This window comes from Pseudonocardia sp. OZ21 (assembly GCF_059359135.1).
This window is the reverse complement of sequence record NZ_JCADBN010000004.1, coordinates 236,007-259,564: the sequence shown is the minus strand read 5'-3', so window position 1 is coordinate 259,564 and position 23,558 is coordinate 236,007. Positions and strand designations below refer to the sequence as shown.

Annotated in this window: 23 protein-coding genes; 5 read left to right on the top strand and 18 right to left on the bottom strand. The window is 71.8% G+C overall.

What is annotated here, in order from left to right:
- The first annotated feature begins 41 nt into the window (after positions 1-41).
- The gene (locus tag AC5L35_RS11120; RefSeq protein WP_495059500.1) at positions 42-1,013 is read left to right on the top strand and encodes a 4-hydroxy-3-methylbut-2-enyl diphosphate reductase; all 972 of its coding nucleotides are present in this window, start codon (positions 42-44) and stop codon (positions 1,011-1,013) included.
- On the opposite strand, the gene AC5L35_RS11115 is transcribed toward AC5L35_RS11120, so the two are convergent.
- The 8 genes from AC5L35_RS11115 to AC5L35_RS11080 all read right to left on the bottom strand — a co-directional run bounded on the left by AC5L35_RS11115 (position 928) and on the right by AC5L35_RS11080 (position 7,804).
- Positions 928-1,500, bottom strand: coding sequence for a DUF6542 domain-containing protein (locus AC5L35_RS11115; protein WP_495059499.1), 573 nt, complete (start codon positions 1,498-1,500; stop codon positions 928-930). The two genes, AC5L35_RS11120 and AC5L35_RS11115, sit on opposite strands and share 86 nt — an antisense overlap.
- The gene (locus tag AC5L35_RS11110; protein WP_495059498.1) at positions 1,497-3,023 is read right to left on the bottom strand and encodes a DNA recombination protein RmuC; all 1,527 of its coding nucleotides are present in this window, start codon (positions 3,021-3,023) and stop codon (positions 1,497-1,499) included. Before AC5L35_RS11110 ends, AC5L35_RS11115 begins: the two co-directional genes overlap by 4 nt.
- A 142-nt stretch (positions 3,024-3,165) precedes the next feature.
- Positions 3,166-3,669: a methylated-DNA--[protein]-cysteine S-methyltransferase gene (locus tag AC5L35_RS11105; RefSeq protein ID WP_495059497.1), complete on the bottom strand. Its 504-nt coding sequence runs from the start codon at positions 3,667-3,669 to the stop codon at positions 3,166-3,168.
- Positions 3,666-5,198 (bottom strand): AlkA N-terminal domain-containing protein, encoded by a 1,533-nt coding sequence (locus tag AC5L35_RS11100; RefSeq protein WP_495059496.1) that lies wholly within the window; start codon positions 5,196-5,198, stop codon positions 3,666-3,668. The genes AC5L35_RS11105 and AC5L35_RS11100 overlap by 4 nt, the downstream gene beginning before the upstream one ends.
- A 102-nt stretch (positions 5,199-5,300) precedes the next feature.
- Complete coding sequence (locus AC5L35_RS11095; protein ID WP_495059495.1) at positions 5,301-5,810, bottom strand: hypothetical protein; 510 nt, start codon at positions 5,808-5,810, stop codon at positions 5,301-5,303.
- A 118-nt stretch (positions 5,811-5,928) separates the two neighbouring features.
- On the bottom strand, positions 5,929-6,498 hold the full coding sequence (locus AC5L35_RS11090) for a hypothetical protein (RefSeq protein WP_495059494.1): 570 nt from the start codon (positions 6,496-6,498) through the stop codon (positions 5,929-5,931).
- Between the two features lie 80 nt (positions 6,499-6,578).
- Positions 6,579-7,214 (bottom strand): DedA family protein, encoded by a 636-nt coding sequence (locus AC5L35_RS11085; protein WP_495059493.1) that lies wholly within the window; start codon positions 7,212-7,214, stop codon positions 6,579-6,581.
- Positions 7,208-7,804 (bottom strand): class I SAM-dependent methyltransferase, encoded by a 597-nt coding sequence (locus tag AC5L35_RS11080; protein ID WP_495059492.1) that lies wholly within the window; start codon positions 7,802-7,804, stop codon positions 7,208-7,210. The genes AC5L35_RS11085 and AC5L35_RS11080 overlap by 7 nt, the downstream gene beginning before the upstream one ends.
- A gap of 133 nt (positions 7,805-7,937) precedes the next feature.
- Here AC5L35_RS11080 and AC5L35_RS11075 point away from each other — a divergent pair, with 133 nt between their 5' ends.
- Genes AC5L35_RS11075 through ychF form a run of 3 tightly spaced genes read left to right on the top strand, consistent with a single transcriptional unit; the run spans position 7,938 to position 10,864 of the window.
- Positions 7,938-9,161: a sensor histidine kinase gene (locus AC5L35_RS11075; RefSeq protein ID WP_495059491.1), complete on the top strand. Its 1,224-nt coding sequence runs from the start codon at positions 7,938-7,940 to the stop codon at positions 9,159-9,161.
- A complete protein-coding gene (locus AC5L35_RS11070) occupies positions 9,092-9,766 on the top strand; it encodes a LuxR C-terminal-related transcriptional regulator (RefSeq protein ID WP_495059490.1) in 675 nt (224 codons plus the stop codon). Before AC5L35_RS11075 ends, AC5L35_RS11070 begins: the two co-directional genes overlap by 70 nt.
- A gap of 24 nt (positions 9,767-9,790) precedes the next feature.
- The gene (ychF, locus tag AC5L35_RS11065) at positions 9,791-10,864 is read left to right on the top strand and encodes a redox-regulated ATPase YchF (RefSeq protein ID WP_495059489.1); all 1,074 of its coding nucleotides are present in this window, start codon (positions 9,791-9,793) and stop codon (positions 10,862-10,864) included.
- 28 nt (positions 10,865-10,892) lie between these two features.
- Here ychF and AC5L35_RS11060 read toward each other — a convergent pair whose 3' ends face one another.
- Together AC5L35_RS11060 and AC5L35_RS11055 are read right to left on the bottom strand one after the other, a co-directional pair.
- Positions 10,893-11,216 carry a tyrosine-type recombinase/integrase gene (locus AC5L35_RS11060; RefSeq protein ID WP_495059488.1) on the bottom strand — a complete coding sequence of 108 codons (324 nt, stop codon included), beginning with the start codon at positions 11,214-11,216 and terminating at the stop codon, positions 10,893-10,895.
- Positions 11,217-11,966: 750 nt separating this feature from the next.
- On the bottom strand, positions 11,967-12,179 hold the full coding sequence (locus AC5L35_RS11055) for a helix-turn-helix transcriptional regulator (RefSeq protein ID WP_495059833.1): 213 nt from the start codon (positions 12,177-12,179) through the stop codon (positions 11,967-11,969).
- Positions 12,180-12,452: 273 nt separating this feature from the next.
- On the opposite strand from AC5L35_RS11055, the gene AC5L35_RS11050 reads away from it, so the two are divergent.
- A complete protein-coding gene (locus AC5L35_RS11050; RefSeq protein ID WP_495059487.1) occupies positions 12,453-13,250 on the top strand; it encodes a DUF899 family protein in 798 nt (265 codons plus the stop codon).
- A gap of 401 nt (positions 13,251-13,651) precedes the next feature.
- Here the strand turns inward: AC5L35_RS11050 and AC5L35_RS11045 are convergent, their stop codons facing one another.
- The 8 genes from AC5L35_RS11045 to AC5L35_RS11010 form a co-directional block, all read right to left on the bottom strand.
- Positions 13,652-14,671 carry an LLM class flavin-dependent oxidoreductase gene (locus AC5L35_RS11045; protein WP_495059486.1) on the bottom strand — a complete coding sequence of 340 codons (1,020 nt, stop codon included), beginning with the start codon at positions 14,669-14,671 and terminating at the stop codon, positions 13,652-13,654.
- Positions 14,672-14,820: 149 nt separating this feature from the next.
- A complete protein-coding gene (locus tag AC5L35_RS11040) occupies positions 14,821-15,183 on the bottom strand; it encodes a VOC family protein (RefSeq protein ID WP_495059832.1) in 363 nt (120 codons plus the stop codon).
- Between the two features lie 99 nt (positions 15,184-15,282).
- The gene (locus AC5L35_RS11035; RefSeq protein WP_495059831.1) at positions 15,283-15,930 is read right to left on the bottom strand and encodes a class I SAM-dependent DNA methyltransferase; all 648 of its coding nucleotides are present in this window, start codon (positions 15,928-15,930) and stop codon (positions 15,283-15,285) included.
- Between the two features lie 44 nt (positions 15,931-15,974).
- On the bottom strand, positions 15,975-16,691 hold the full coding sequence (locus AC5L35_RS11030) for a hypothetical protein (RefSeq protein WP_495059485.1): 717 nt from the start codon (positions 16,689-16,691) through the stop codon (positions 15,975-15,977).
- Positions 16,692-17,429: 738 nt separating this feature from the next.
- On the bottom strand, positions 17,430-19,196 hold the full coding sequence (locus AC5L35_RS11025; protein ID WP_495059484.1) for an MOSC domain-containing protein: 1,767 nt from the start codon (positions 19,194-19,196) through the stop codon (positions 17,430-17,432).
- A 174-nt stretch (positions 19,197-19,370) separates the two neighbouring features.
- On the bottom strand, positions 19,371-20,513 hold the full coding sequence (locus AC5L35_RS11020) for an LLM class flavin-dependent oxidoreductase (protein WP_495059483.1): 1,143 nt from the start codon (positions 20,511-20,513) through the stop codon (positions 19,371-19,373).
- Positions 20,510-21,880, bottom strand: a complete 1,371-nt coding sequence (locus tag AC5L35_RS11015) for an NtaA/DmoA family FMN-dependent monooxygenase (RefSeq protein WP_495059482.1) — start codon at positions 21,878-21,880, stop codon at positions 20,510-20,512. Before AC5L35_RS11015 ends, AC5L35_RS11020 begins: the two co-directional genes overlap by 4 nt.
- Positions 21,881-21,906: 26 nt before the next feature.
- Positions 21,907-23,091, bottom strand: a complete 1,185-nt coding sequence (locus tag AC5L35_RS11010) for an LLM class flavin-dependent oxidoreductase (protein ID WP_495059481.1) — start codon at positions 23,089-23,091, stop codon at positions 21,907-21,909.
- Between the last annotated feature and the right edge of the window lie 467 nt (positions 23,092-23,558).

Sequence of the window (23,558 nt, the reverse complement as noted above, 5' to 3'; positions counted from 1 at the left end):
ACGACGTCTGCGCGATCGGGCGGGGGCCGTAGGCTGGGGACATGTCCGGAGCGAACAAGCGCGTACTGCTGGCCAAGCCGCGCGGTTACTGCGCAGGTGTTGACCGGGCCGTCGAGGCCGTGGAGCAGGCGCTCGAGCAGCACGGCCCGCCGGTGTACGTCCGGAAGCAGATCGTCCACAACGTCCACGTCGTGGAGACGCTCACCGAGCGCGGTGCGATCTTCGTGGACGACGCCGACGAGGTCCCGCAGGGTGCGCTCGTGGTGTTCTCGGCCCACGGGGTGTCCCCCGCGGTGCGCGACCAGGCCCGCCAGCGCGAGCTGCGCACGATCGACGCCACCTGCCCGCTCGTCACCAAGGTCCACCACGAGGCCAAGCGCTTCGCCCGTGAGGACTACGACATCCTCCTCGTCGGCCACCACGGTCACGAAGAGGTGGAGGGCACAGCCGGGGAGGCTCCGGCCCACATCCAGCTCGTCGAGACCGCAGCCGATGTGGCAGGCGTCACGGTCCGGGATCCGGAGCGCGTCGTGTGGCTCTCGCAGACCACGCTGTCGGTCGACGAGACCATGGAGACGGTGCGCGCGCTGCGGGAGCGGTTCCCGTCGCTGCAGAACCCGCCGAGCGACGACATCTGCTACGCCACCCAGAACCGGCAGGTCGCCGTCAAGGCGATGGCCGCCCAGTGCGACCTCGTGCTCGTGGTGGGCTCGAAGAACTCGTCCAACTCGGTGCGGCTGGTCGAGGTGGCGTTGCAGGCCGGGGCAGGCGCCGCGTACCTCATCGACTACGCGCGGGAGATCGACGAGAGCTGGCTCGACGGCGTGGGCACGGTGGGGCTCACCAGCGGCGCATCGGTGCCGGAGGTGCTGGTGCGGGGCGTGCTCGACCACCTCGCCGAGCGCGGCTGGAACTCCATGGAGGAGATCACGACCGCCGAGGAGACTCTGACGTTCTCGTTGCCCCGCGAGCTTCGCCCCGCGCGGGCCGCGCAGAGCTCCGCCGGGCGCTGACCGGCGGTTTCGTGGGCGGGCCCGCATCCGCCGTCGGAGCGTCGAGCGGGCGCTGCACGATCAGCCGGAACACGCCGAGGGCCAGCACGACGCCGGTTGTCCACGCCATCGTCGGGAACGCGTTGACCAGCGGTGCGCCCACTACGAGCAGGCGCTCGGTCACGCCAGCGCCCGGCTTCGGCGACCCGGCGGCCAGCACCACCACGGGCACCGCCACGGCCACCAGCAGCGGCGGCTGGACCATGGGCCCGAACAGCCCGTCGCGGCGCACCCAGGCCACCGCGAGCACGCATCCGGCGATGTAGCAGATGGTGAAGACCAGATCGAGGCTGCCGACGCGGACCAGGTCGACGAACACGCCCACCGCGGTCAGCACGGCGCCGAGCCCGACCGCCGCAATGGGCGGGACCCCGAGCACCGTGGCCAGCAGGGACCGGTCGGCCATCGGCCACCTGCCCCCGGAGCCCCGTACGCCGCGTTCGCTCACCTGGTCACGGTAGCTCTGCTCTCCGGCCGACCGTCGCCGGCAGGCCGCTCGGTGCGGCTGAGCTCATGGAGGGCGACCAGTGAGTCGGCCGCAGACGCCACGAGCTCAGGGGCGGCCACGGTGCGTGGCGCGCGTTCGACCTGAGCCGGGGCGGCGATCTCCTCGTCGGCCACCTCGAGGTCGGTGAACTTGCGCGCGGTGACCAGCACGCGCGCCTCCAGCGAGGAGACCGTCTGGTTGTAGCTCGCGACGGCCGAGTCGAGGCTGCGCCCCAACTTGGCGACGTGGGTGCCCATCGTGGCCAGGCGGCTGTGGAGCTCCTTGCCGAGCTGGTGGACCTGGGCGGCGTTGCGGGCCAGCGCCTCCTGCCGCCAGCTGTAGGCGACGGTGCGCAGCAGCGCGATGAGCGTGGTGGGCGTGGCGACCACGACGTTGTGCGAGAACGCGTGCTCCAGCAGCGCTGGGTCGGCCTGGAGTGCGGCCTCGAGGAACGGGTCGCCCGGCACGAACAGCACGACGAACTCGGGCGACGGTTCGAACGCCGCCCAGTAGCTCTTGGCCGAGAGCGCGTCGACGTGCTGGCGCAGCTGCCGGGCGTGGGCCGCGAGCCGCTCGCGGTGCACGTCGGGGTCGCGGCTCTCCACGGCCTCCAGGTAGGCCGCGAACGGCACCTTGGCGTCGACCACCACCTGCTTGCCCCCGGCCAGGTGCACGACCATGTCGGGCCGGACCGTGCCGTCCTCGCCCTGCCCGGTGACCTGCGTGGAGAAGTCGCAGTGCTCGACCATGCCGGCCAGCTGGACGATCCGCTCCAGCTGCAGCTCGCCCCAGCGACCGCGCACCTGCGGGGCGCGCAGCGCGTTGACGAGCTGCTTGGTCTCGTGCTGCAGCTGCTCCGAGCTGAACCGCATGGCGCTGACCTGCTCGCGCAGCCCCGCGTACGCCGACTCGCGTTCCTTCTCGACCGTGCGCAGCTGCCCCTCGACGCGCTGCAGCGTGGACGCCATCGGGTCGAGCAGCCGCGCGATGGCCTGGGCGCGGCTCGTGGCGTCGCCGTCGGCCTTCGCGGCCAGCGCGGCCGTGGCCTCCTTGATACGGCCCTCGGCCAGCGTGACGAACTGCTCGTTGTTGCGGGCCAGCGCGTCGGCCGACAGAGCCTGGAACGCCTGCTTGAGCTCGGTGTCCCGGCGCGTGAGCAGCTGTTCGCGCTGGGCGCCCGCCTCCCGTTCGCTCTGCAGCGCGGCCAGGGCCGCCGCCGCCTCCGACTCCGCGTGGCGCAGGCGCTCGGAGGCCCGCTCGAACTGCTCGGTGAGCTGGTGGAGCCGCTCCAGCAGCCCGGTGCGCTCAGCGCGCAGACCTGCGGCGTCGGCCCTGGCCATGGCGGAGGCGTCGGCCGCCGCGCGCCCGGCCTCCGCGGTGGCCACCCGGGACCGGGACGCGAGAAGGAGCCAGACGGCGCCCGCACCGAGCGTGGCGCCCACGACCAGACCGATGAGCAGCACGGAGACGGTGGCGGTGTCCACGGAGATCAGCGTGCACCGCGCCCCCGACGGAATCGGGACAGGCGCGCCGGACCCGCGGACCAACGGGCCACACCAATCGCCGAGCGGTCGAACAGATGGTCGAGAAGCGGGTGGCGGCCCCTGAACCCCCAGCGGAGGGGCCTCAGGCGCCTGGGGCTTCGTGTTTCAGGAGCCAGCCCTTGGCGGTGACGCCCCAGCGGAAGCCGCCCAGCGTGCCGTCCGTACGGAGCACGCGGTGGCAGGGCACGAACAAGGCTGCGGCATTGCGCGCACACGCCGACGCCGCGGCCCGCACCGCCGCGGGCCTGCCTGCCTTTGCCGCGTACTCGGTGTAGGTCACCGGGGCGCCGGGTGGCACCGTGCGCAGCACGTCCCAGGCGTGCTGGAGGAACTCGCCCGACCGCTGCCGCACCGGCACGTCGGCCACGGCCGAGAGCTCTCCTTCGTGGTAGCGGATCACCGCGTCCCCGACGGCGCCGATGTCGCCTGCGACGAGCTCGGTGGGCCGCAGGGACAGGTGGATCTGCGGGAGCAGCTCATCGAGGGACGCCGTCCAGCCCGAGGCGATGACGGCCCCGTCCTCGTCGACGACGGCAGTGAACGGCCCGATCGGTGTGTCGAGCGTGGACCACACGGCAGTGCTCATGACGTCCTCCTGGACGGTGTGGTGGCGGCGGTCCGCCACAGGTGGGTGGCGGCGTAGGACCGCCACGGCTTCCAGTTCTCGGCGCGTGCGGCGAGCCCGTCCACATCGGACGGAAGTCCGAGTGCGGCGGCACCGCGGCGCACCGCGAGGTCGGTGGCGAGCAGCTCGTCGGGATCGCCGAGCAGCCGCATCGCGAGATAGCCCGCCGTCCACGGTCCGATGCCGGGCAGGGCGATGAGGGCGGCCCGCAGGTCGGCGGGGTCGCGCCCCGCGTCGAGTACGAGCGAGCCGTCCGCCACCGCCTCGGCCAGCCGGAGCACGGTCGCGATGCGTGTGGCCGGGCCGGTGAGCACCTCGGCACCGCGTTCGGCGATCGCGGCAGCGGTGGGGAACAGCAGGTCCGGCGGGTCGTGCTCGGCGTCCGCGGATGCGGCACCGGTCAGCTGGGGTGGCAGCCGCTCGCCGAGCGCAGCGGCCAGCCGTGATGCCGCCGTGCGGGCTGCGGCCACCGACACCTGCTGTCCGAGCACGGTGCGCAGCGCCGTCTCGACGCCGTCGACGGTGCCCGGGAGCCGGATGCCCGGCGTCGCGGCCACGGACGGGGCCAGGTCGGGATCAGCACCCAGCAGTGTGTCGACGGCGACCGGGTCGGCGTCGAGGTCGAGCAGCCGGCGCAGCCGGGCCACCGCGGGCCCCAGGTCGCGCGGGTCGCCGAGCCGCACGGAGGCCACGACGTGGCCGGTGGTGGCGGCGCCGCCGCGGTCCGTCGGCCGGAGGTCCAGCGCCACCGTGGCCGCGGCGTGCGGCAACCGCAGTGTCCGGTGGTACGTGCCGTCCACCACGGACTCGACGCCGTCCAGAGCGCGCGCGGAGAAGAACGCGAGCAGGCCGTCGCCGTCGAACGGTGGGCGGTACGGCAGGCGCAGCACGAGCGTCCCGGCCGGGGCGGGCACCGCTCCTCGGCGCCTGCCCGCCTCCGTGCGCAGCGTGGTCGGGGGGACTCCGTAGACCTCGCGCACGGTGTCGTTGAACTGCCGGACGCTCGCGAACCCGGCCGCGAACGCGATGTCGGCCATCCCCAGCGGGGTGGTCTCGATCAGCAGCCGGGCCGTGTGCGCCCGGTGCGCCCTCGACAGGGCGAGCGGCCCGGCGCCGAGTTCGGCGGTGAGGACCCGGTTGAGCTGGCGCTCGGAGTACCCGAGCCGCGTTGCGAGCCCCACGACGCCGTCGCGCTCGACCACACCGTCGGCGATCAGCCGCATCGCTCTGGCGGCGAGGTCGGCGCGGATGTTCCAGTCGGGCGAGCCGGGCACCGCGTCGGGCTGGCAGCGGCGGCAGGCGCGGTAGCCGCGCTGTTGCGCGGCGCCCGCGGTCGGGAGGAACTCGACGTTGGCGCGCTTGGGTGTCATGGCCGGGCACGACGGCCGGCAGTAGATGCCGGTCGTGCGCACGGCGGTGATGAACTGCCCGTCGAAACGGGCGTCGCGGGCGGCGACGGCGCGGTAGCAGCGTTCCTGGTCCAGCAGCACGACACTGACTCTGCCACCGCAAACGCCTCTGCACTGGCGGAAATCGGACGCGACCAGCCGGGGCGGTGGAGGCGTCCCGCCTGCGCGGGTGGAGAGAGCGGGTCAGGTGCCTCGGCAGATCGAGCCGCGCAGTCGCCCGTCGTCGCACGCCTCGCGGATCCTGTTGTGCATGCGCTGGTAGGCCTCCTGCCGCGGGTCCGGCGGCGGCTTTGCGGCAGCGGCCCGCTGGGCCTCGGCGCGGGCCGCGGCGGCCTTCGCGGCCACCTCTCGGGCCGCGTCCTCGGCTCGCGTGCGTTCGGCGAGGATGGCGGCGACGCGGTCACGCGCCGGGTTCAGGGCGAGTCCGGCGATCTGTGCACCCGTGACGGGCGGGGCGGCGACGGGGGCGGCGGGATCGGGGACCGTGCTGTCGAACTCGGGCACCTTCACGGCGGCGGGGGCCGTGGTGCCGGACTCGGGGGCGTGGACGGCGGCGGCCGCCGTCTCGTCGAACCGGGGTGTCTTCTCGGCGGCGGTGGCGGTGCCGCTCGTCGCGATGAGCATCGCTCCGCCGCTCGCGGTCACGAGCCCGAACAGCGAGCCCGCGAGCAGCAACCGGGACGGGATCCCCACGACTATCCCCACTTCTGCGTGCCGACAGTGACTATCAGGACCATCGACGCGGGGTCATGAGTGTTAGCCGGTACACCCGATCGGGTGATGCATTCGGGCAATGGTGATCAATCCGTGATCACCGGCAGACGAGGCCGACGAGCGGCAGTCGCTCGCACGTGTCGAGCAGCGGCCGGGTGAGCTCGCCGAGCACGTCGCCGTCGTCCTGGCGCCGGGGTCCGTCGTCGCGGGACCTGCTGACGGCGTGGTCGCCGCGCTCGCCGTCGCGGGACGGCTCGGGCGAGGTGGACCGCCGGGTCTCGGGGAGCGCGGTGGGGGAAGGGGCGACCGGGGTCGGGACCGCGGCCGGCCGCGCGGACGGGGGCCGCGCCCGTTCCGCCCGGGTCAGAGGGGCACGGAGGACGGAGCGACCAGCGGGTTCGCGGAGCACCGGGTCCACCTGCCGGCCGGGTGCGGCCGCGGTGGTCCGGGCCTCGGCCGGCACCACAGCAGGCGGTTCGGCGGCCTCGGAGGTGGGAGGGGCGGTGGCGCTGGTGGTCAGGGGTGCTGCGGACGGGGCGACGACGGCCGCGCCGGGAGCGGCGACGGGGGTGGCGGCGGGCGCGGTGAGCGTGAACACCGCGCTCCCGCTCGCGACGATCGCCGCACCGACGGCGGCAGCGAGGAGGGTCCTGATCGTCGAGCGCACTGCTGCCTCCGCGGGTCGGCTGCGTCCGGAGCAGCGAGCGCGTTTCGTTGCCAGCTCAGCTCCATCCGGGTGGCGGCACGCTACCGAACGGAGGAGCCGGTGGCGACCGATCGCCGCCGGGACTGCAGCGTCAGTCCCCCGATCAGCACCACGACGAGCACGACGGGCACCCACGTGCCGTGGGTGAGCACGTGCTCTCCGACGCGGTTGCCGAGGAGGACGAACGTCGCCGCCCAGGCGGTGCCCGACGCCACCATCGCCGGACCGGCGATCCGGTAGGGCACTCCCGCCCCACCGGCGATCCGCGGCATCAGCGGACGGGCGGCGGCCGCCCAGTGTCCGCACGCGAGGAGCACGGCCGTCGCCGCAGGTCCCCGCCCTGCGAGCCAGTGCTGCGCCCGTACCGCACGCGCCTGCACGGCCCGCCGCCACCGCCCGGGGGAGTCGGAGGCCGACAGGAGCACGCCCTGGTGCGACCGGCCACGCCACCGGGAGACGTGGGCGCCGGTCACCGTGGCGGCCCCGGCGACGGCGATGGCGGGCAGCAGCGCGTCCGGCGCCGTGTGCGACCACAGCCCGAGCGCCACCAGGAGCGTGCTGCCCGGCAGCGCGATCCCCACGAGCGTGCCGCTCTCGGCCACCAGGACCAGCGCCGCGACCAGGAGCACGAAGGGCGCGGGCAGGCTCGCGATGGCGTCGAGCAGCACGGTCAGCACGATCGCGGACCGCGGCAGACGTAGAGGCGCGACGGCGGGACGTTGCGCCACACCGGCGCCGTCGCGGCGACCTCGGCGAACGTGGAGTCGAGGCTGCGGCGCAGCTCACGCACCCTGGGGGGCAGGGCGGTCAGGGTGGTGATGGTGGTGAAGACGCCACCGGGGGCGAGGGTGGACGCGATCCGGGCCAGCATGCCGCGCTGCCGGGCCGCGGGCAGCAGCGTCCACGGCAGCGACGAGACCACCACGTCCACCGGCCCGACCCCGGCCCCGTCCAGCAGCGTCGCGAGGTCGGCGGCGTCGCCGTGCAGCACCTCCAGCCACGGCATCCTGCGGCGCAGATGCGCGACGAGCTCGCCGTCCACCTCGACGGCGACGTAGCGCGACCCCGGCGAGAGCCGGCTCCGGATCGCCGGGGAGATTGCGCCCGTTCCGGCCCCCAGCTCCACGACGGTCGGGGTACCGGTGCCGGGCAGGACCGCGGCGACCTCCGCGGCCAGCGCCGCCCCGGTCGGTGCGGGTGCGCCGATCAGGGCGGGCCGGCGCAGAGCGCGGCGCAGGAAGGTGCGGTGGTCGGTCCATGCGGTCATGGCGATCACGCTCCCGTCGCGCGGGTCGGAATTCGATCGGGCTGGACCGCCCTTTCAACCACGGGCCAGCCGCATGCCGGGGGTAGGGCCAGACCCCCTGCGCCCACCCGTCGTGATCGGCCAGACTGCTCGCGTGACGCGTGTCCTGGACTGGCTCATCGCGGCCTTCCGGCTGGTCGGCGCGGTCGTCACGGCGCTCGTCGCGCTGGTGCTGCTCCTCGCGCTGCTCACCGGCCTGGTCCTGGCTCCGGTGTTCGGGGTGGGCGTGCCGGTCGTGGCCGGGGCACTGGGGGCCACCCGCGCGCTCGCCGACCTGCACCGCCGCGAGGCCGGCCGCGTGCTCGGCGTGCCGCTGGCCGGCTCGTACGCCTCGCAACCCAGCTGGTCGTGGCGCGACCTGCTCGCCTGCCTGCGCGACCAGCAGAACGGCCGCGACGCGATCTGGCTGGCGGCGCACGGCGTGGCCGGTGTGGTCGTCTTCTGGGTGGCCTACGGGCTGCTGGCCGCTCTGTCGGGCCTGGCCGTCGGGGCCGGTGGCCCCTTCTCCGTCCTGACGTTCCCGGTGCTCGTCATCGCCGCCGTGATCTGGTGGATGGTGCCGTGGACCGTCCGCGGGTTCGCGCTACTGGCCCGCGTGCTGCTCGCCCCGTCCGACGCGGGGCTGGCCCGTCGCGTGGAGCAGCTCACCGAGTCACGCGCGGCGGCGGTGGATGCGCAGGCCGCCGAGCTGCGCCGGATCGAGCGCGACCTGCACGACGGCGCCCAGGCGCGGCTCGCCGCTCTGCGGATGACCCTGGGGCTGGCCGCCCAGGCCGTCCGCTCCGACCCCGACCAGGCCGCAGCGCTGCTCGAGGAGGCCCGCGCCGACGCAGGCAAGGCGCTCGCCGAGCTGCGCGACCTCGTCCGCGGGATCCACCCACCGGTACTCGCCGACCGGGGTCTCGTCGGTGGGCTCGAGGCGGCCGCCCTGCTGTGCCCGGTGCCCGTCGCGCTCGAGATCGACCTGCCGGTGCGGCCGCAGGCCCCGGTCGAGTCGGCGCTGTACTTCGCCACGGCCGAGGTGCTGGCCAACGTCGGGCGGCACTCCGGGGCGGCCACGGCGTGGCTGCGGGTGCGCCACGCGAGCGGCGTGCTCTCCGTCGTCGTCGGTGACGACGGCCGCGGCGGCGCCGACCCGCGACGTGGCACCGGGCTGCGGGGCATCGAGCGCCGGCTCGCCGCCTTCGACGGCACCCTGCGCGTGACCAGCCCGTCCGGCGGGCCGACCGAGATCATGATGGAGCTGCCGTGCGCACTGCCCCCACCAGCCTCAGGACCGTCATCGCCGAGGACCACGTCCTCCTCCGCGACGGTCTGATCCGGCTGCTCGGTGCCAACGGCTTCGACGTGGTGGAGGCGGTCGACAACGGGCCGATGCTGCGCGAGGCGTTGCTGAGGCACCGCCCGGACGTCGCGGTGGTCGACGTCCGGCTCCCGCCGACCTTCACCGACGAGGGACTGGTGGCGGCGATCGCGGCCCGCCGGGACGTCCCGGGGCTGCCGGTGCTCGTGCTCTCCCAGTACGTCGAGCAGCTCTACGCCCGTGAGCTGCTGGCCGACCAGGCAGGCGGGGTCGGGTACCTGCTCAAGGACCGCGTCGGGAACGTCGACGAGTTCGTCGCCGCGGTGCGCCGGGTCGCGGCGGGGGGCACCGCGATGGACGCGGAGGTGATCGGCCAGCTGCTCGGACGCCGCTCCGCACCGCTCGCACGGTTGACGGCGCGGGAGCGGGAGGTGCTGGAGCTCGTCGCCGAGGGCCGGTCCAACACCGCGATCGCCTCGGCGCTGTTCGTCACGGAGAAGGCCGTGGGCAAGCACATCACCGGCATCTTCACGAAGCTGGACCTACCGCCGTCCGACGACGACAACCGCCGGGTCCGGGCCGTCCTCGCGTACCTGCAGGCGGCGCCGGGGGGACGCTGACCGGCGCGACTACCCTGGACCCTCGTGTCACTCACCCTCGGCATCGTCGGCCTGCCCAACGTCGGCAAGTCGACTCTGTTCAACGCCCTGACCCGCAACGACGTGCTCGCCGCCAACTACCCGTTCGCCACGATCGAGCCGAACGTCGGGGTGGTGCCGCTGCCCGACCCCCGCCTCGACGTGCTCGCCCGCATGTTCTCCTCGGCGAAGGTCGTGCCCGCCGTCGTGTCGTTCGTCGACATCGCGGGGATCGTGAAGGGCGCGTCCGAGGGCGCGGGGCTGGGCAACAAGTTCCTGGCGAACATCCGTGAGTCCGACGCGATCTGCCAGGTCGTCCGCGTGTTCGACGACCCCGACGTCGTGCACGTCGACGGGCGCATCGACGCCGCAGCCGACATCGAGACGATCTCCACCGAGCTGATCCTCGCCGACCTGCAGACCCTGGAGAAGGCCGTCCCGCGGCTCACCAAGGAAGCTCGCATGCAGAAGGACCGGCGGGTGGTGCTGGAAGCCGCCGAGGCGGCCGTCGAGATCCTCAACTCCGGCACCACACTGTTCGCGGCGGGCGTCGACCGCGAGCCCCTGCGCGAGCTGACCCTGCTGACCACCAAGCCGTTCCTCTACGTCTTCAACGCCGACGAGGGCGTGCTCTCCGACGAGTCGAAGCGCAAGGAGCTCACCGAGCTCGTGGCACCGGCCGACGCCGTGTTCCTCGACGCGAAGGTGGAGGCCGAACTGCTGGAGCTCGACGAGGACTCGGCCCGCGAGCTCCTGGGGTCGATCGGCCAGGACGAGCCCGGCCTGCACGCCCTCGCCCGCGCCGGCTTCCACACCCTCGGCCTGCAGACCTACCTGACGGCAGGCCCCAAGGAGTCGCGGGCCTGGACGATCAAGAAGGGCGACACCGCTCCCCAGGCCGCCGGCGTCATCCACACCGACTTCGAGCGCGGGTTCATCAAGGCCGAGATCGTCTCCTACGAGGACCTCGTGGAGGCCGGCTCGATGAACGCGGCGAAGGCGGCCGGGAAGGTGCGGATGGAGGGCAAGGACTACGTCATGGTCGACGGTGACGTGGTGGAGTTCCGCTTCAACGTCTGAACGGGCCCTCTTTCGCCTGGTCAGGGCCCTACGCCGCCGGTTCGTTCGTCACTGGTTCGTCAGCAGCACCGAACACGTCGACGAGCAGGGCGGCAACCGCGGTGCGCGTGCGGTCCTCGGCCGTGGGCCACAGATGCGCGTACGTGTTCAGCGTGACCGTCGCGCTGGAGTGCCCGAGCGCGCGCTGAACGGTGACGACGTCGCACCCGGCAGCGATCAGTCCCGAGGCGTAGAAGTGCCGGAGGTCGTGCAGCTTGATCGTCGGGTGGCCGGCGTGGCGACGGGTCTTGCGCCACCAGTAGCCCACGGTGTTCTGATGCGGCGGGTTGCCGTTCTCGGTCCGCGAGGCCATCCGCCAGATAGATCGTCCGCTCGCTCCCGTACTTCGGCGGTCGCAGGTCGACCTCCCCGGCGTTCTTGCGCTGCACCTGCCGACGCACCACCAGGCGGCGCCCCGGCAGATCGAAGTCCCCGACCTGGAGCGCGGCGGCCTCGCCGAGCCGGAGCCCAGCGAACGCGCACAGCGCCACGAACTCTCGAAAGTCCCGATCGGCCGCGTCGAGAAGCTCGCGCACCTGTTGAGCGGTGGGCAGCTCCATGGCCACATCAGCACGTCGACCACGCGGCAGCTGCACGCCCTCGCTCGGGTCAGCGGCGATCACGCGGTCCTTGACCGCTCCGCGCAGCGCACCCCGGACGTTGTTGAAGCGGGTACGGATCGTGCCCGGCGCGAGCCCGGCCGTCCTGCCCTCGCCGCGGTCGGCGGTCTGCATCTGCTTGACCCACGCCTCGATGTGCGAGCGCACGAGCATGCGCATGGGCACGTCCCAGAACGTGACCGAGCGAGCGGCGAGGTACATGGCGCGCTCCGTGCCCGGTGCCCAGACCTGGCGAGCTGCCCAGCGCCCGAAGTAGGCGCCGAAGGGGACACGTCCCGCGTTCGGGTCGACGTAGTTCCCGCTCACCAGGGCCGTGGTCTGCTCGTCGAGCCGGCGTTGCGCGTCGACCTTGCGCCGCGTCGTCCTCGTGAACTGCTTGCCGCCCGGCACCGGTCGGTACTGCGCCTGCCACCGGCCGTCGGACAGCTTGCGGACGCTCGCCATCAGGCCGAGGCCTTCACGAGCATGGCGACCCACGCCCGCACGTCCTCCGGGCGGTACTTCACGTACCGGCCCACGCGCACTCCGGGCGGTCCGTAACCCTTCGTGCGCCACTGGTAGACCGTCTGCGCTGGTACGTCGAGGTACTCAGCCACGTCCTGGACGCCCCACAGTCGCCTATCCCGCGCATCGTCCAGCGGGAAAATCTGGTCCATCACCGTCGCGCCCTCGTCGAGTATCGCGTGTCAGCTGATACCGGTAGACCCGCTCGGTCACGCCCGTAGCGCTGTGCCCCACGAGCCGGGAGACGCCCTCGATCGGCACCCCGGATGCCGACGGCACGGACACGAACGAGTGCCGCAGCTCCCGAGGAGTCCACTCCTGCGGGCGCAGGCGTGGCGGTCGAATTGATGAGCCTGCCGACCGATGACTTTCGGCAGGCGCGCGAGTCAGCACCGTGGAAGCCAGTCCGAGCGAGGGAGCAGCGCATGACCAGCATCCACGAGAACCGCCCGACCCAGCACGAGGCGTCGGCCGCGTCCGCCGCCCCCCCGATCGTCGACAGGGGGGCCTGGCAGGCCGCCCGCGACGAGCTACTGGTGCGCGAGAAGGCGTACACCCGCGAGGGCGACGCGATCGCCGCGGCCCGCCGTCGGCTCCCGATGACGGAGGTTGACGCATCCATCAGTGTCGTCGGGCCGGACGGGCCGACGACCCTCCTCGACCTTTTCGATGGGCGCGAGGAGCTCGTCGTCTACAAGCACATGTGGCACCTGGGCGAGCCGTTCGAGAACCAGTGCCCGGGCTGCACCCTGACCTACTTCGCCGTGCAGAACCCGGCCTACCTCCACGCGCGGGGCGTCTCGTTCGCCGTGTTCGCCAAGGCGCCCTACCCCGACCTCGCGGCGTTCGTCGGCTTCATGGGCTACCCCCACCACTGGTACTCCGTGGCCGACGTCGAGGACGACATCGTGAGCGGCGACGACTTCGGGACCTGGGTGTGCTTGCTGCGCCATGGCGACCGGGTGTTCCTCACCAACACCGTCACCGGCAGGGGCTGCGAGGCGACGATGCCCGCGCTCGCCCTCCTCGACATGACCGCCCGCGGACGCATGGAAGCCTGGCAGGACTACCCCGAGGGCTGGCCCGAAGGCAAGAACCCAGGCTGGTTCTGGCGCAGCCACGAGGACGGCATCGGGAACAACTGGACCGGCGGGCGGCCCACCGTTCAGTGGACCCGTTCCGGCGTCGGAGCAGTGACGCCCGAGCCCCACCGTCACCACTGACGCCACCGGGACAGCACGACATCGAGAGCCGATCTTCGGCAGCACGGCCGCCTCCGTCGACGGCCCCATCACGGGCCGGATGTACGAGGCGAGTCATAGTGGGAACGGAACGGGGCTCACCTGCAGACCGTCCGAGCAGTCTTTGTGACACTGTCTCAGGCAACGGCCGCCCACATCGTCCATCTCACTGTCGACGGGATGCCGCACGAGCCCCAGCGTGGCGGAGAACGATGGCCGAGTCGTTCGTCAGCCGTTCGTCAGGACATCCACCGGCAGCGCGAAACGCCGAGAACCGCCGACGAGCGTCCATGCAGCTCAGGGGCCTTCCCCGGACATCGGTGCAGGTAGGGGTCCTGCCCGGATTCGTTCCGCTCAACGTGTAGCGCCGCCCTCCCGTCGGATCAGCGCCAGCCCAGCTCGGGGGCGAGGTGGGTGAGCACGCTCTCGATGACGTGGGCGTTGTAGTCGACGCCCAGCTGGTTGGGCACCGTCAGCAGCAGCGTGTCCGCAGCGGCGATCGCCTCGTCCTCGGCGAGCTCGGCGACCAGCTTGTCCGGCTCACCCGCGTATGTCCGGCCGAACCGGGCGTTGCCGCCGTCCAGCCGGCCGACCTGGTCGGTGCTGTCCCGCTGCTGCCAGAAGAGCTGCCGGTCGAGGTCGTTGACGATCGGGAAGATGCTGCGGCTGACCGAGACGCGCGGCTCGCGGTTGTGCCCAGCGGCCTCCCAGGCGGTCCGGAACCGCTGGATCTGTTCGGCCTGGAGCTGGTGGAAGGGCACGCCGGTGTCCTCGGAGAGCAGCGTCGAGCTCATCAGGTTCAGCCCCTGCTCGGCCGTCCACTCCGCGGTCGCCCGGGTTCCGGCGCCCCACCAGATCCGGTCCCGCAGACCCGGTGAGTGCGGCTCGACCCGCAGCAGGCCCGGCGGGTTGGGAAACATCGGGCGCGGGTTGGGCCGGGCGAATCCCTCGCCCTTGAGCACCTCGAGGAACGCCTTGGTGTGCTCGCGCGCCATGTCGGCATCGCTCGTGCCCTCCGGCGGCACGTGCCCGAAGTAGCGGAAGCCGTCGATCACCTGCTCGGGTGATCCGCGGCTGATACCCAGTTGTAGCCGGCCACCGGAGATGAGATCCGCGGCCCCGGCGTCTTCTGCCATGTAGAGCGGGTTCTCGTACCGCATGTCGATCACGGCCGTGCCCAGCTCGATCCGGCTGGTCCGCGCCCCGGCCGCGGCCAGCAGCGGGAACGGGGAGGCGAGCTGCTGGGCGAAGTGGTGGATCCGGAAGTACGCGCCGTCGGCGCCCACCTCCTCCGCGGCAACCGCGAGCTCGATCGACTGCAGCAGGGCGTCCGCCGCTGACCGCACCATCGAGTGCGGCTCCGCCGACCAGTGCCCGAAGGAGAGGAACCCTATCTTCTTCACTCTGCAACCAACTCGGCGGCGACGAGCGGCATTCCGCGCCCCGGCACGGGAGTTGGGCTGCGGACCGGGCGAGATCGACCTCAGCGGGTTTGCGACTGCGCCCCAGCCCCACCATGTCGATCTCGCTTGCTCGCCCCGATGAAACGAGATCAGCCCTCGTCCAGGCAGAGGCAGAAGGGATGGCCTGCCGGGTCGAAGAGCACTCGGACGTTCCCCTGCGGTTGCTCGTCTGCCTCCGTCGCTCCGAGAGCGAGAGCATCGGCGACCGCCGAATCGAGGTCGCCGACCTGGAAGTCGAAGTGCATCATCGGACGCTGCTGCCCGTCCACGGGCGGCCAGACCGGGGCCCGGTAGTCGTTTGCCTGCTGGAACACGAGGTAGATGGAGCCCTGGGGCGGCACGATGATGGCCGTTCCCGGTTCCTCGTGACCGATGGGCCAACCCAGCAACTCGGAGTAGAACCTCGCCAAGGCGCCGGGATCTGGCGCTTCTATGGAGGTTCCCCACCACATACCGGCCATTCGTGAGCGCACCCGCGCAGCCTGGCGCTGTGGATCAAGCACGTCAACAGGAAGTCCTGGTCGACGCGGAATGCCGGACCGTCGCGCTCACTACTCGCCGCGCCGAGCCATCAGGTAGCCGGCACCCGCCGCCCCCTGGTCGACCGGATCGAGGACGAGGCGGGCCTCGACCGTGAACCCGGCGTTCCGGAGGAGGGTGGCCACGTCGTCGGAGGTACGTCGGTGGATGTGGACGCGCATCGGGTGCTCCCCGTACCCCTGGGTCTTGAGACGGCTCCCGTTTCCGTGGTGGAAGCCGACGAGCGCCACCCCGCCGGGACGCAGCACCCGGTGGAAGTGCTCGAAGACCGGGGGGAGGACGTGGTCGGGGGCGTGGTGGACGACGTACCACGAGAGAAGCCCGGCGAGTGACGCGTCGGTCGGCGCGAGATCTGTCATCGACCCGACCTCGAACCGCAGATCCGGATAGGTGCTCCGGGCCACATCGATCATGCGGGGGGACAGGTCGATTCCGAACGCGTCGAGGTCGAGTTCCCGGAGGTGCGCCGTCAGATGGCCCGGACCACAGCCCACATCCGCCACGGGCCCCCCTCCGCTTGTTTCGACAAGCTCGGCGAAAAGCGCCAGCACGGCTCGCTCGTACGGCCGTTCCGCCAGCGCCGTGCGGTAGAGATCGGCATAGCTGTCGGCCACCGTGTCGTAGGAGTCGCGGGTGTCGGACAACCATGCATCGGTGATCACCGGTCGATGCTAGAGCCGTGCCGGTGATCGTCCCGGAGGGTTCAGCAGACCAGGTTGGTGTCGAAGCCACCGTCCTGGCTGAACTGCACCAGCTTGGTCCGGCCGCCGGTGAAGCTCGTCGAACACGTCGTCCTCGCCCGGTCGGTGGTCCCGTACGTGGCGATCCACAGCGGGGCGTCGTCCAACGGGTACAGCGGGGTGAACTGGGACTTCCACGCCGCCCGGTAGCCGTCCGCGGACGCTGCGGTGTACCCGCCGGTGATCTTGTGCCACTGGTAGGCGGTGGAGTACAGCCCGACCTCGGCCACTCCGTGGCTCAACAGGAAGTCGGCCATGCCCTGCAACATGGAGGTGTTGGAACTGCCGTCGCCGTTCCACTTGTTGGCAATTTCCACATCGAGCCACCAGATGTGCCTGGTCACCGAACCGTCGAGTTGAGTCGCATTGTCGAACGCGTTGGCGGCCGCGTGCCAGCCGTAGTCGTAGGAACAGCCCGGATCGGTTTTCGAGGTGCCGTCGTTGCACAGCACGGGATCGGCGACGCCCGACCGTGGCCAGTAGTCGGAACTGCTCGGTGCAGGATTGCTGGTATTGACGTAGACCGCCGCTTCGAAAGGGCGGCCGGCGGCCCACTGATACTGCGCGGCGAAACAGGGGTTGACGGAGAAGGGTCGTCCCTTGTTGATACCGACGATGCCGAAGGCGCTGTTCGAGGGGAGGGTCCCGCCGCACTGTGGATGGGACACGTCCTGCCCCACGCCGCCTGCGGGCATGTCGGTTCGGAGATCACTGACGGGAGCGGCGGGAGCGGCAGGAGCGGCAGGTCCGGTTGCTCGCGCTGGGGAGGCCTGGATGTCGCCGGGGGGAGTCGCGGGCCGGCCTGGGGGAGCCTGAGGGACGGCGGGGGGAGCCGGGGGCCGGCCCCGGGGGGCCTCCGGCCGGCCGGGGGGAGCGGTGGCACCTCCGGTCGGAGGATCGGCCCAGGCGGCCGACGCCACGAGGGCCGTGCTCAGCGTCGCCAGTGCCACCATCAGCACGATCGTCCGTGTCCACATTCGAACCAGTGCCCGACGCATCTTGTCCATTCCCCTACCGCCAGCAGTGGACGGGCGGTCTTTTCGCCGTCGCGATGCCGATCGGGTCAGGAGTGCGGATGTGTTGCCCGCGGGGCGGTCGGGTGGACGGAATCATGGGTCAAGAGGTTAATCCCGGAGGCCGCCCGCGGGCGGTAGGCGTGGCCCATTTCATCTGAACCTCGACGTTCCGCCGACCGGGACGATTCGATCAGAAACGTGCACACCGGCCACATTTGCTTCCATATCGGAAAGGTATCGGATTCAGTTCTACATCGGCATCTGAGATATCCGCAGATGACGCCTGTTTCGATGCGCAGGATTCCGGTCGGGAGCATCGAACAGCGACGTGGACACATGTCGCTGTTCCCGCGCTCGTCCAGCCACGACATGTGTCCATGTCGCGGGCCGGGTCGAGGACGCTCAGAGGTCGAGGACTACATCGTCCTTCGGTCGCGAGCAGCAGATCAGGAGGTTGCCGTCCCCGGGTGGCTCCACCGGGTCGGGCGAGTAGGCGACGGTGCCGGACAGCAGCCCTGTCTCGCAGGTGTGGCAGATGCCGGTGCGGCAGGACCAGCGGGTGGGCACGTCGCACGCCTCTGCCAGTTCGAGCAGGGTGGCGTGGTCGGTGTCCCACCGCACGGCGAGGCCGCTGCGGGCGAAGGAGACCGTGGGCCCGGTGCCGGGCGGCCCCGGGGGCGGGTGCGGCGCCCGGGGGGCCCCGGCAGCGATGCCGGGGGTGAGGGCGGCGCCTGCGCCGAAGAGTTCCGTGTGGGTTCGGGCGGGATCGATGCCGAACTCGGCCAGTGCGGGGACGAGGCCCTCCATGAACGTGGACGGCCCGCACAGGTAGGCGTCCGCCGTCCGGGGCACGCCGAGGCGGTCGAGCAGGTCGACCGACAGCCGTCCAGCGCTCTGGTAGTCGATGCCAGGACGGTCCTCGGGGGCCGGTTGGCTGTACGCGACATAGCCGTGCGCACGGGGGAGCGCGTCGAGCAGGGTGCGGCTCTCGCGGGCGAAGGGGTGCTCCGCGCCGTTGCGCGCGCCGTGCAGCCACCACACCTCACGGCCGGAGTGCTCGGCGGCCAGTTCGTGGAGCATCGCGAGAACGGGGGTGACTCCGACTCCGGCCGACAGCAGGAGGACCGGTGCCTCGCCGTCGCGGAGGGTGAAGGTGCCGCGAGGGGCGGCGACGTCGATGGAGTCACCGGCACGGACGTGCGTGTGCACGTAGGTGCCTGCCACCCCGTGGGGCTCCCTCTTGACGCTGACGCGGTACTCCGGATCGCCGGGACCACCCGAGAGCGAGTAGCTGCGGATGACCGGCGGACCGTCCGGGTCGGGGCGCAGCCGCAGGGTGAGGAACTGGCCCGGTCGGGCGGCCGGCAGGGGGGACCGGTCGGTGGCCGCCAGCCGCAGCGACACCACCTCGCGGCTCTCGGTGTCGACGCCGACCACCTGCAGCGGCCGGAACCCGGACCAGGCGGGCGGCGGGCCGCCGGCCACGCCCGACAGCCCCGGGTTGCCCGCTCCGGCGTGGTCGCCGTCGGCCTGGTCCAGCAGCGCCTGCATGGACGCCTGCCAGCCGGGGCTGAGCGCGGGGATCCGCAGGGCACGGGCGAGTTGCGGGCGCGGGTGGTCGTGCAGGTAGAGGAGGGCGTCGATCTCCGCCACGGTCATGCGCTCGGGGCCGGATCCGACCTTGACGATCTCGTCGCCCGCCTGCACCTCTCCTTCGTCGACGACGCGGAGGTAGAAGCCGGGCCGGTGGTGGGCGATGAGCAGGGCGGGCATCTGCGGTTCCCCCAACCGCAGGCCCACCCGATAGCAGGTGACCCGCGGCTGGGTGACCTCGAAGACCGCGCCTCCGATCCTGTAGCGGTCGCCGATGCAGACCTCGTCGTCGGGCAGCCCGTCGACGGTGAAGTTCTCGCCGAACTGCCCGGGCACGAAGTCGTCGCGCCCGAGGACCTTCTGCCAGTAGCGGTAGGAGTCGAGCTGGTAGACGAGCACGGCTCGGTACTCACCGCCGTGCCCGTCCAAGTCGCCCTGGCCGTCACCGTCGATATTGGTCCGGCGGGCCATCCGCGGCCCCTCGACCGGGTGCTTCCAGACGCCGGTGTACACCGTGCGGCCCTGCCACGGCACATCCTGCGGCAGCCCGACGTTCAGCGCCGACAACGTTGGCATCGGGGCCTCGCAGAGTGGTTGCGGATCCGCGGATCAGTTCATCAGGCACTTATCGTGCATTTCCCGATACGGTGTGTGCATTCATCATCCGCCGAGAACCAGCACATTATAATTCGCCGAACGATCCGATGATCGCAATGTGTGGGCTCAGCCCTGCGGCGCCCCGGCGGTCGGTCATTCTCGTGCCCCTTGCTGGTGGGAGGCGTTGTCGTCGGGGTGCTCGACGGCGGTGAAGCCCGCGGCGCGTCCGGTGTCCTGCGGTCCCCAGAGGGTGGTGGAGACCTCGCGGCGGACCAGCGGTGCCACCTCCTCGGCGAACCGTGTGAGCACCTCCTGCTGCTGCTCGTAGGGCAGCATCGGGAACACCGAGACCGACTGGACGTCGTGGCGGTAGGCCTTGTGGTAGTCGATGATCTTGGCCGCCACCCGCTCGGGGTTGCCCACCAGCGCGGGCCCGTGCGCCACGGCCTCCTCGATCGTCGCGAACGAGGTGGCCTTGCCCGGGCGGTTGTCGCCGGCGTGCGCCGCCCGCATCCTGGTGGCGATGGCCTCGTAGATGGGCCGGTACTGCTCGATCGCCTCCGCGTCGGTGTCGGCGAGGAAGAGACCGCCGGACCCGGAGCCGACGTAGCCGACGGCGGGATCGTGCCCGTTGGCCTCGAGCTGCTCGCGGTAGCGGTTGATCAGTACGAGGTAGTTCTCCCGGGGCTGGAAGGCGTTGGCCGAGAAGATCGGGTCGCCCCACTTGGCGGCGAGGTCGACCGACGTCGTGGAGGTCGCGGACCCGTGCCAGATGCGGAACGGTCCGTCGAACGGCCGCGGGTACGTGGTGACCTCGTGGAGGTCGGCATGGTGGGTGCCCTGCCAGGAGACCTTCTCCTCCCGCAGCAGCAGGCGCAGCAGTTCGTAGTTCTCGGTGAGGTACTCGTACTGCTTCTCGAGCTGGAGCCCGAAGAGGGGGAAGTGCTTGTCCTCGTTGCCCTTCCCGATGACGATCTCCAGCCGGCCACCGGAGAGCTGGTCGATCGTGGCGTAGTCCTCGGCGACACGGACGGGGTCGAGCAGCGAGAGCACCGTGACGCCCGTGCTCAGCAGGATCCGGTCGGTGGCGTTGGCGAGCGCCCCGAGCAGCACCGTCGGCGCGGAGGAGACGAACTCACCCGCGTGCCGCTCGCCCACTGCGTAGGAGTCGAAGCCGAGCCGCTCGGCGAGCACCGCGGTCTCCACCACGCGCTCGAGCCGCTCGTGCACGCTGATGATCTCGCCCGTCACGGGGTGGGGGGTGTGCGGGACGATGTCGAGAACCTGGAACCTCACGGGCGGACCCCTTCGGATGCGGAGCGGACGGGAGCAAGCCCCAGGTGCTCGCGCAGCGTGGTGCCCTCGTACTCGGCACGGAACGCGCCGCGCTCCTGCAACAGCGGGACGACGGAGTCGGCGAACTCGTCGAGGCCGCCGGGCGTGATGTGCGGGACCAGCACGAAGCCGTCACTCGCGTCGGTCTGCACGAACTCGTCGAGCGCGTCGGCGACCTTGGCCGGGGTTCCGATGAACGACTGCCGGCCGCTGACCTGGATGATGAGCTCTCGGATCGAGAGCCCCTTCTCGTCGGCCAGAGCACGCCACTCGCGCGCGGTGGTGATGGGGTCCCGGTGCTGGCGCACGCTCGCCCGGCCGCGCGAGATGTGGTTCTCCGCGACGAGCGGGTCGCTCTCCGGGAGCGGGCCGTCCGGGTCGTAGGCCGAGAGGTCCCGGTTCCACAGCTGTTCGAGGAACTTGATCGCGGTCTGCCCGCTCACCTGCTGGTGGCGGATGACGTCGGCCTTCTCGTGCGCCTCGGCGTCGGTGTCGCCGAGCACGAACGTCGCCGCCGGCATGATCTTGAGGTCGTCGGGTGAGCGGCCGTACTTCGCGAGCCGTGCCTTCACGTCGGCGTAGAAGGCCCGACCGGCCTCCAGCGTGCCGTGCCGCGTGAAGATGGCGTCCGCGCCGGACGCGGCGAACTCGCGGCCCTCCTCGGAGTCGCCCGCCTGCAGGATCACCGGGCGCCCCTGCGGGCTGCGCGGCACGCTGAACCGGCCGCCGATGTCGAACTGGTCGGACGTGATGCGGAAACGCCCGGCGTCCGGGTCGGTGAGGAAGGTGCCCGACGTGGCGTCGGCGACGACCTCGTCACCCGACCAGGAGTCCCACAGCTCCTGGGTCGCGGCCAGGAACTCCTTCGCCCGCAGGTAGCGCTTGTCCTGGGGCAGGAACCCGCCCCGGCGGAAGTTCTCCCCGGTGAACTCGTCCCATGACGTCACGACGTTCCACGCCGCCCGTCCGCCCGAGAGGTGGTCGAGCGAGGCGAACTGGCGGGCGACCTCGTACGGCTCGTTGAAGGTGGAGTTGATGGTGCCGGCGAGCCCGAGCCGGTCGGTGACGGCGGCGAGCGCGGCCAGCACCGTGAAGGTGTCCGGGCGGCCCATCACGTCGAGGTCGTAGATCAGCCCGTTCTGCTCGCGCAGCCGCAGCCCCTCGGCGAGGAAGAGGAAGTCGAACTTCGCCCGTTCCGCGGTGCGCGCGAAGTGGGTGAAGGACCGGAAGTCGATGTGGCTGCCGCCTGCCGGGTCGCTCCACACCGTGGTGTTGTTGACGCCCGGGAAGTGGGCGGCGAGGTGGATCTGCTTGCGTGGCCTGGTCATCGTCGCGTGTCCTCTTCTCGTGGCCCTCAGGCCGCCGCGTAGCGGTTGGCGGGGCGGGACAGGCCGAGCAACCCGCGCAGGGTGTCCGCCTCGTACGCGGTGCGGAAGGCACCGCGGCGCTGCAGTTCGGGAACCAGACCGCCGGTGATCAGCGGCAGGTCGTGCGTGACCCCGGCCGGTCTCAGGCGCACCCCGCTCAGCCCCGCGTCGTGCCAGTCCTGCACGAGGTCGGCGAGCTGGACCGGGGTGCCCGTGAAGATCCGCGCATCGCTGCGGAGCACGGCTCCGTCCAGGTCGTCGAGGCGGGCCCTACGGGCAGCGGCCTCGCCCGGGTCGTCGTCGAGGAAGACCAGCACGTCGCCCAGGACGTGCACGGTGTCGTCCGCGCGGCCCGCGGCGGCCTGCTCGGCGCGGATCTCCCGCAGGATCGCGTCGATGTCGATCCTGGTCTGCGGGGTGACGAAGCCGAGGTCGGCGGAACGGGCGAGCAGCCGGTAGGCGACGGTCCGGTGGGCGAGCGCGCTGACGATCGGCTGGCCCTGCGGCGGCCGCGGCGTGATCGACGGCCCCCGGACGGAGAACTGCGCGCCCTCGAAGTCGATGTAATGCAACTTGTCCCGGTCCACGAACCGCCCGGTGGCCACGTCACGGATCTCCGCGTCGTCCTCCCAGCTGTCCCAGAGCCTGCGCAGGACCTCGACGTAGTCGGCGCCCTCGTCGAACAGCGCGGCGAGCGCGTCGTCCGCGAGCCGGACGGGCGGGAAGTCCCGGCGGCCGAACAGCGCGGCCTCGTCCGGACGGTCCGAGACCCGGACCCTCACCCCGGCACGGCCCGTGCTGACGAAGTCGAGGGTGGCGATCGCCTTCGAGAGGTGGAACGGCTCGGTGTGGGTGGCGACCGCGGTCGGGACGAGGCCGATGTGCTCGGTCAGCGGCGCGACCCGGGCCGCGACGAGCACCGCGTCGAGCCGCCCCCGGACGTGGTCCGTGCGTTCGTCCGGCTTGAATCGGTGATCGGACTGGAGGACGAGGGAGTCCTCGATCGTCACGAGATCCAGGAGTCCCCGCTCCGCCTCCTGCACCAGGTCGGTCCAGTACCCGGCGGTCAGCAGCTCGGCAGGCCGGGCGCCGGGCTCGCGCCAGGACGCCGGATGCCAGCCGGTGCCGTCGAGCGCAACGGCGAGGTGCAATGTGGACTGCGGTTCACCCATGGAGATCATCGCTCCTCTGTGCGATGCGGACGCGCGCAGGAGCGGGGCCGGAACGCCCCGGTCGTGCGACGCGCACTGGAAGAGCTGGAGTCGTGGCTCACGGGCTCGGGTGAGCGGGAGCGGTCAGCTCCGACAGCTCGCGCTCGCCACCCTGAGGAGGTCGACGTGCAGTCTGTGAGCCGCACAGAACGAGCTGTGTGCGCGCACCTCGGCCTCCATCGCTTCCGGCGCGAGCGCCCGCTCCGGCGGGGTTGTCGCGGCGTCGTCGAGCCGGGTCTCCCGGCCGCTCCGAACGGGTACGGCCGATAGTCCGTGACACGACTGTAGGGATCCGAGCCTGCTGCTTGTCAACCATCGAGTGTCCGGATCACACGGGGTGGTCGGTGACGGCTGAACGGGGACGTCCGGTTCCTGCCGTTCTCGCTCGGTCAGGTCGTTCATCGCAGGCGACCAGGCCGCCTTCGTCC

Coding starts and splice junctions, on each gene's coding strand:
- AC5L35_RS11060 (WP_495059488.1), bottom strand. CDS start 11,216: ATGGCCTCGCGGACCGAGAACGGCAACCCGCCGCATCAGAACACCGTG.
- AC5L35_RS11040 (WP_495059832.1), bottom strand. CDS start 15,183: ATGTGGTGGGGAACCTCCATAGAAGCGCCAGATCCCGGCGCCTTGGCG.
- AC5L35_RS11120 (WP_495059500.1), top strand. CDS start 42: ATGTCCGGAGCGAACAAGCGCGTACTGCTGGCCAAGCCGCGCGGTTAC.
- AC5L35_RS11105 (WP_495059497.1), bottom strand. CDS start 3,669: ATGAGCACTGCCGTGTGGTCCACGCTCGACACACCGATCGGGCCGTTC.
- AC5L35_RS11015 (WP_495059482.1), bottom strand. CDS start 21,880: ATGACCAGGCCACGCAAGCAGATCCACCTCGCCGCCCACTTCCCGGGC.
- AC5L35_RS11080 (WP_495059492.1), bottom strand. CDS start 7,804: ATGACCGCATGGACCGACCACCGCACCTTCCTGCGCCGCGCTCTGCGC.
- AC5L35_RS11025 (WP_495059484.1), bottom strand. CDS start 19,196: ATGCCAACGTTGTCGGCGCTGAACGTCGGGCTGCCGCAGGATGTGCCG.
- AC5L35_RS11010 (WP_495059481.1), bottom strand. CDS start 23,091: ATGGGTGAACCGCAGTCCACATTGCACCTCGCCGTTGCGCTCGACGGC.
- AC5L35_RS11055 (WP_495059833.1), bottom strand. CDS start 12,179: ATGGACCAGATTTTCCCGCTGGACGATGCGCGGGATAGGCGACTGTGG.
- AC5L35_RS11050 (WP_495059487.1), top strand. CDS start 12,453: ATGACCAGCATCCACGAGAACCGCCCGACCCAGCACGAGGCGTCGGCC.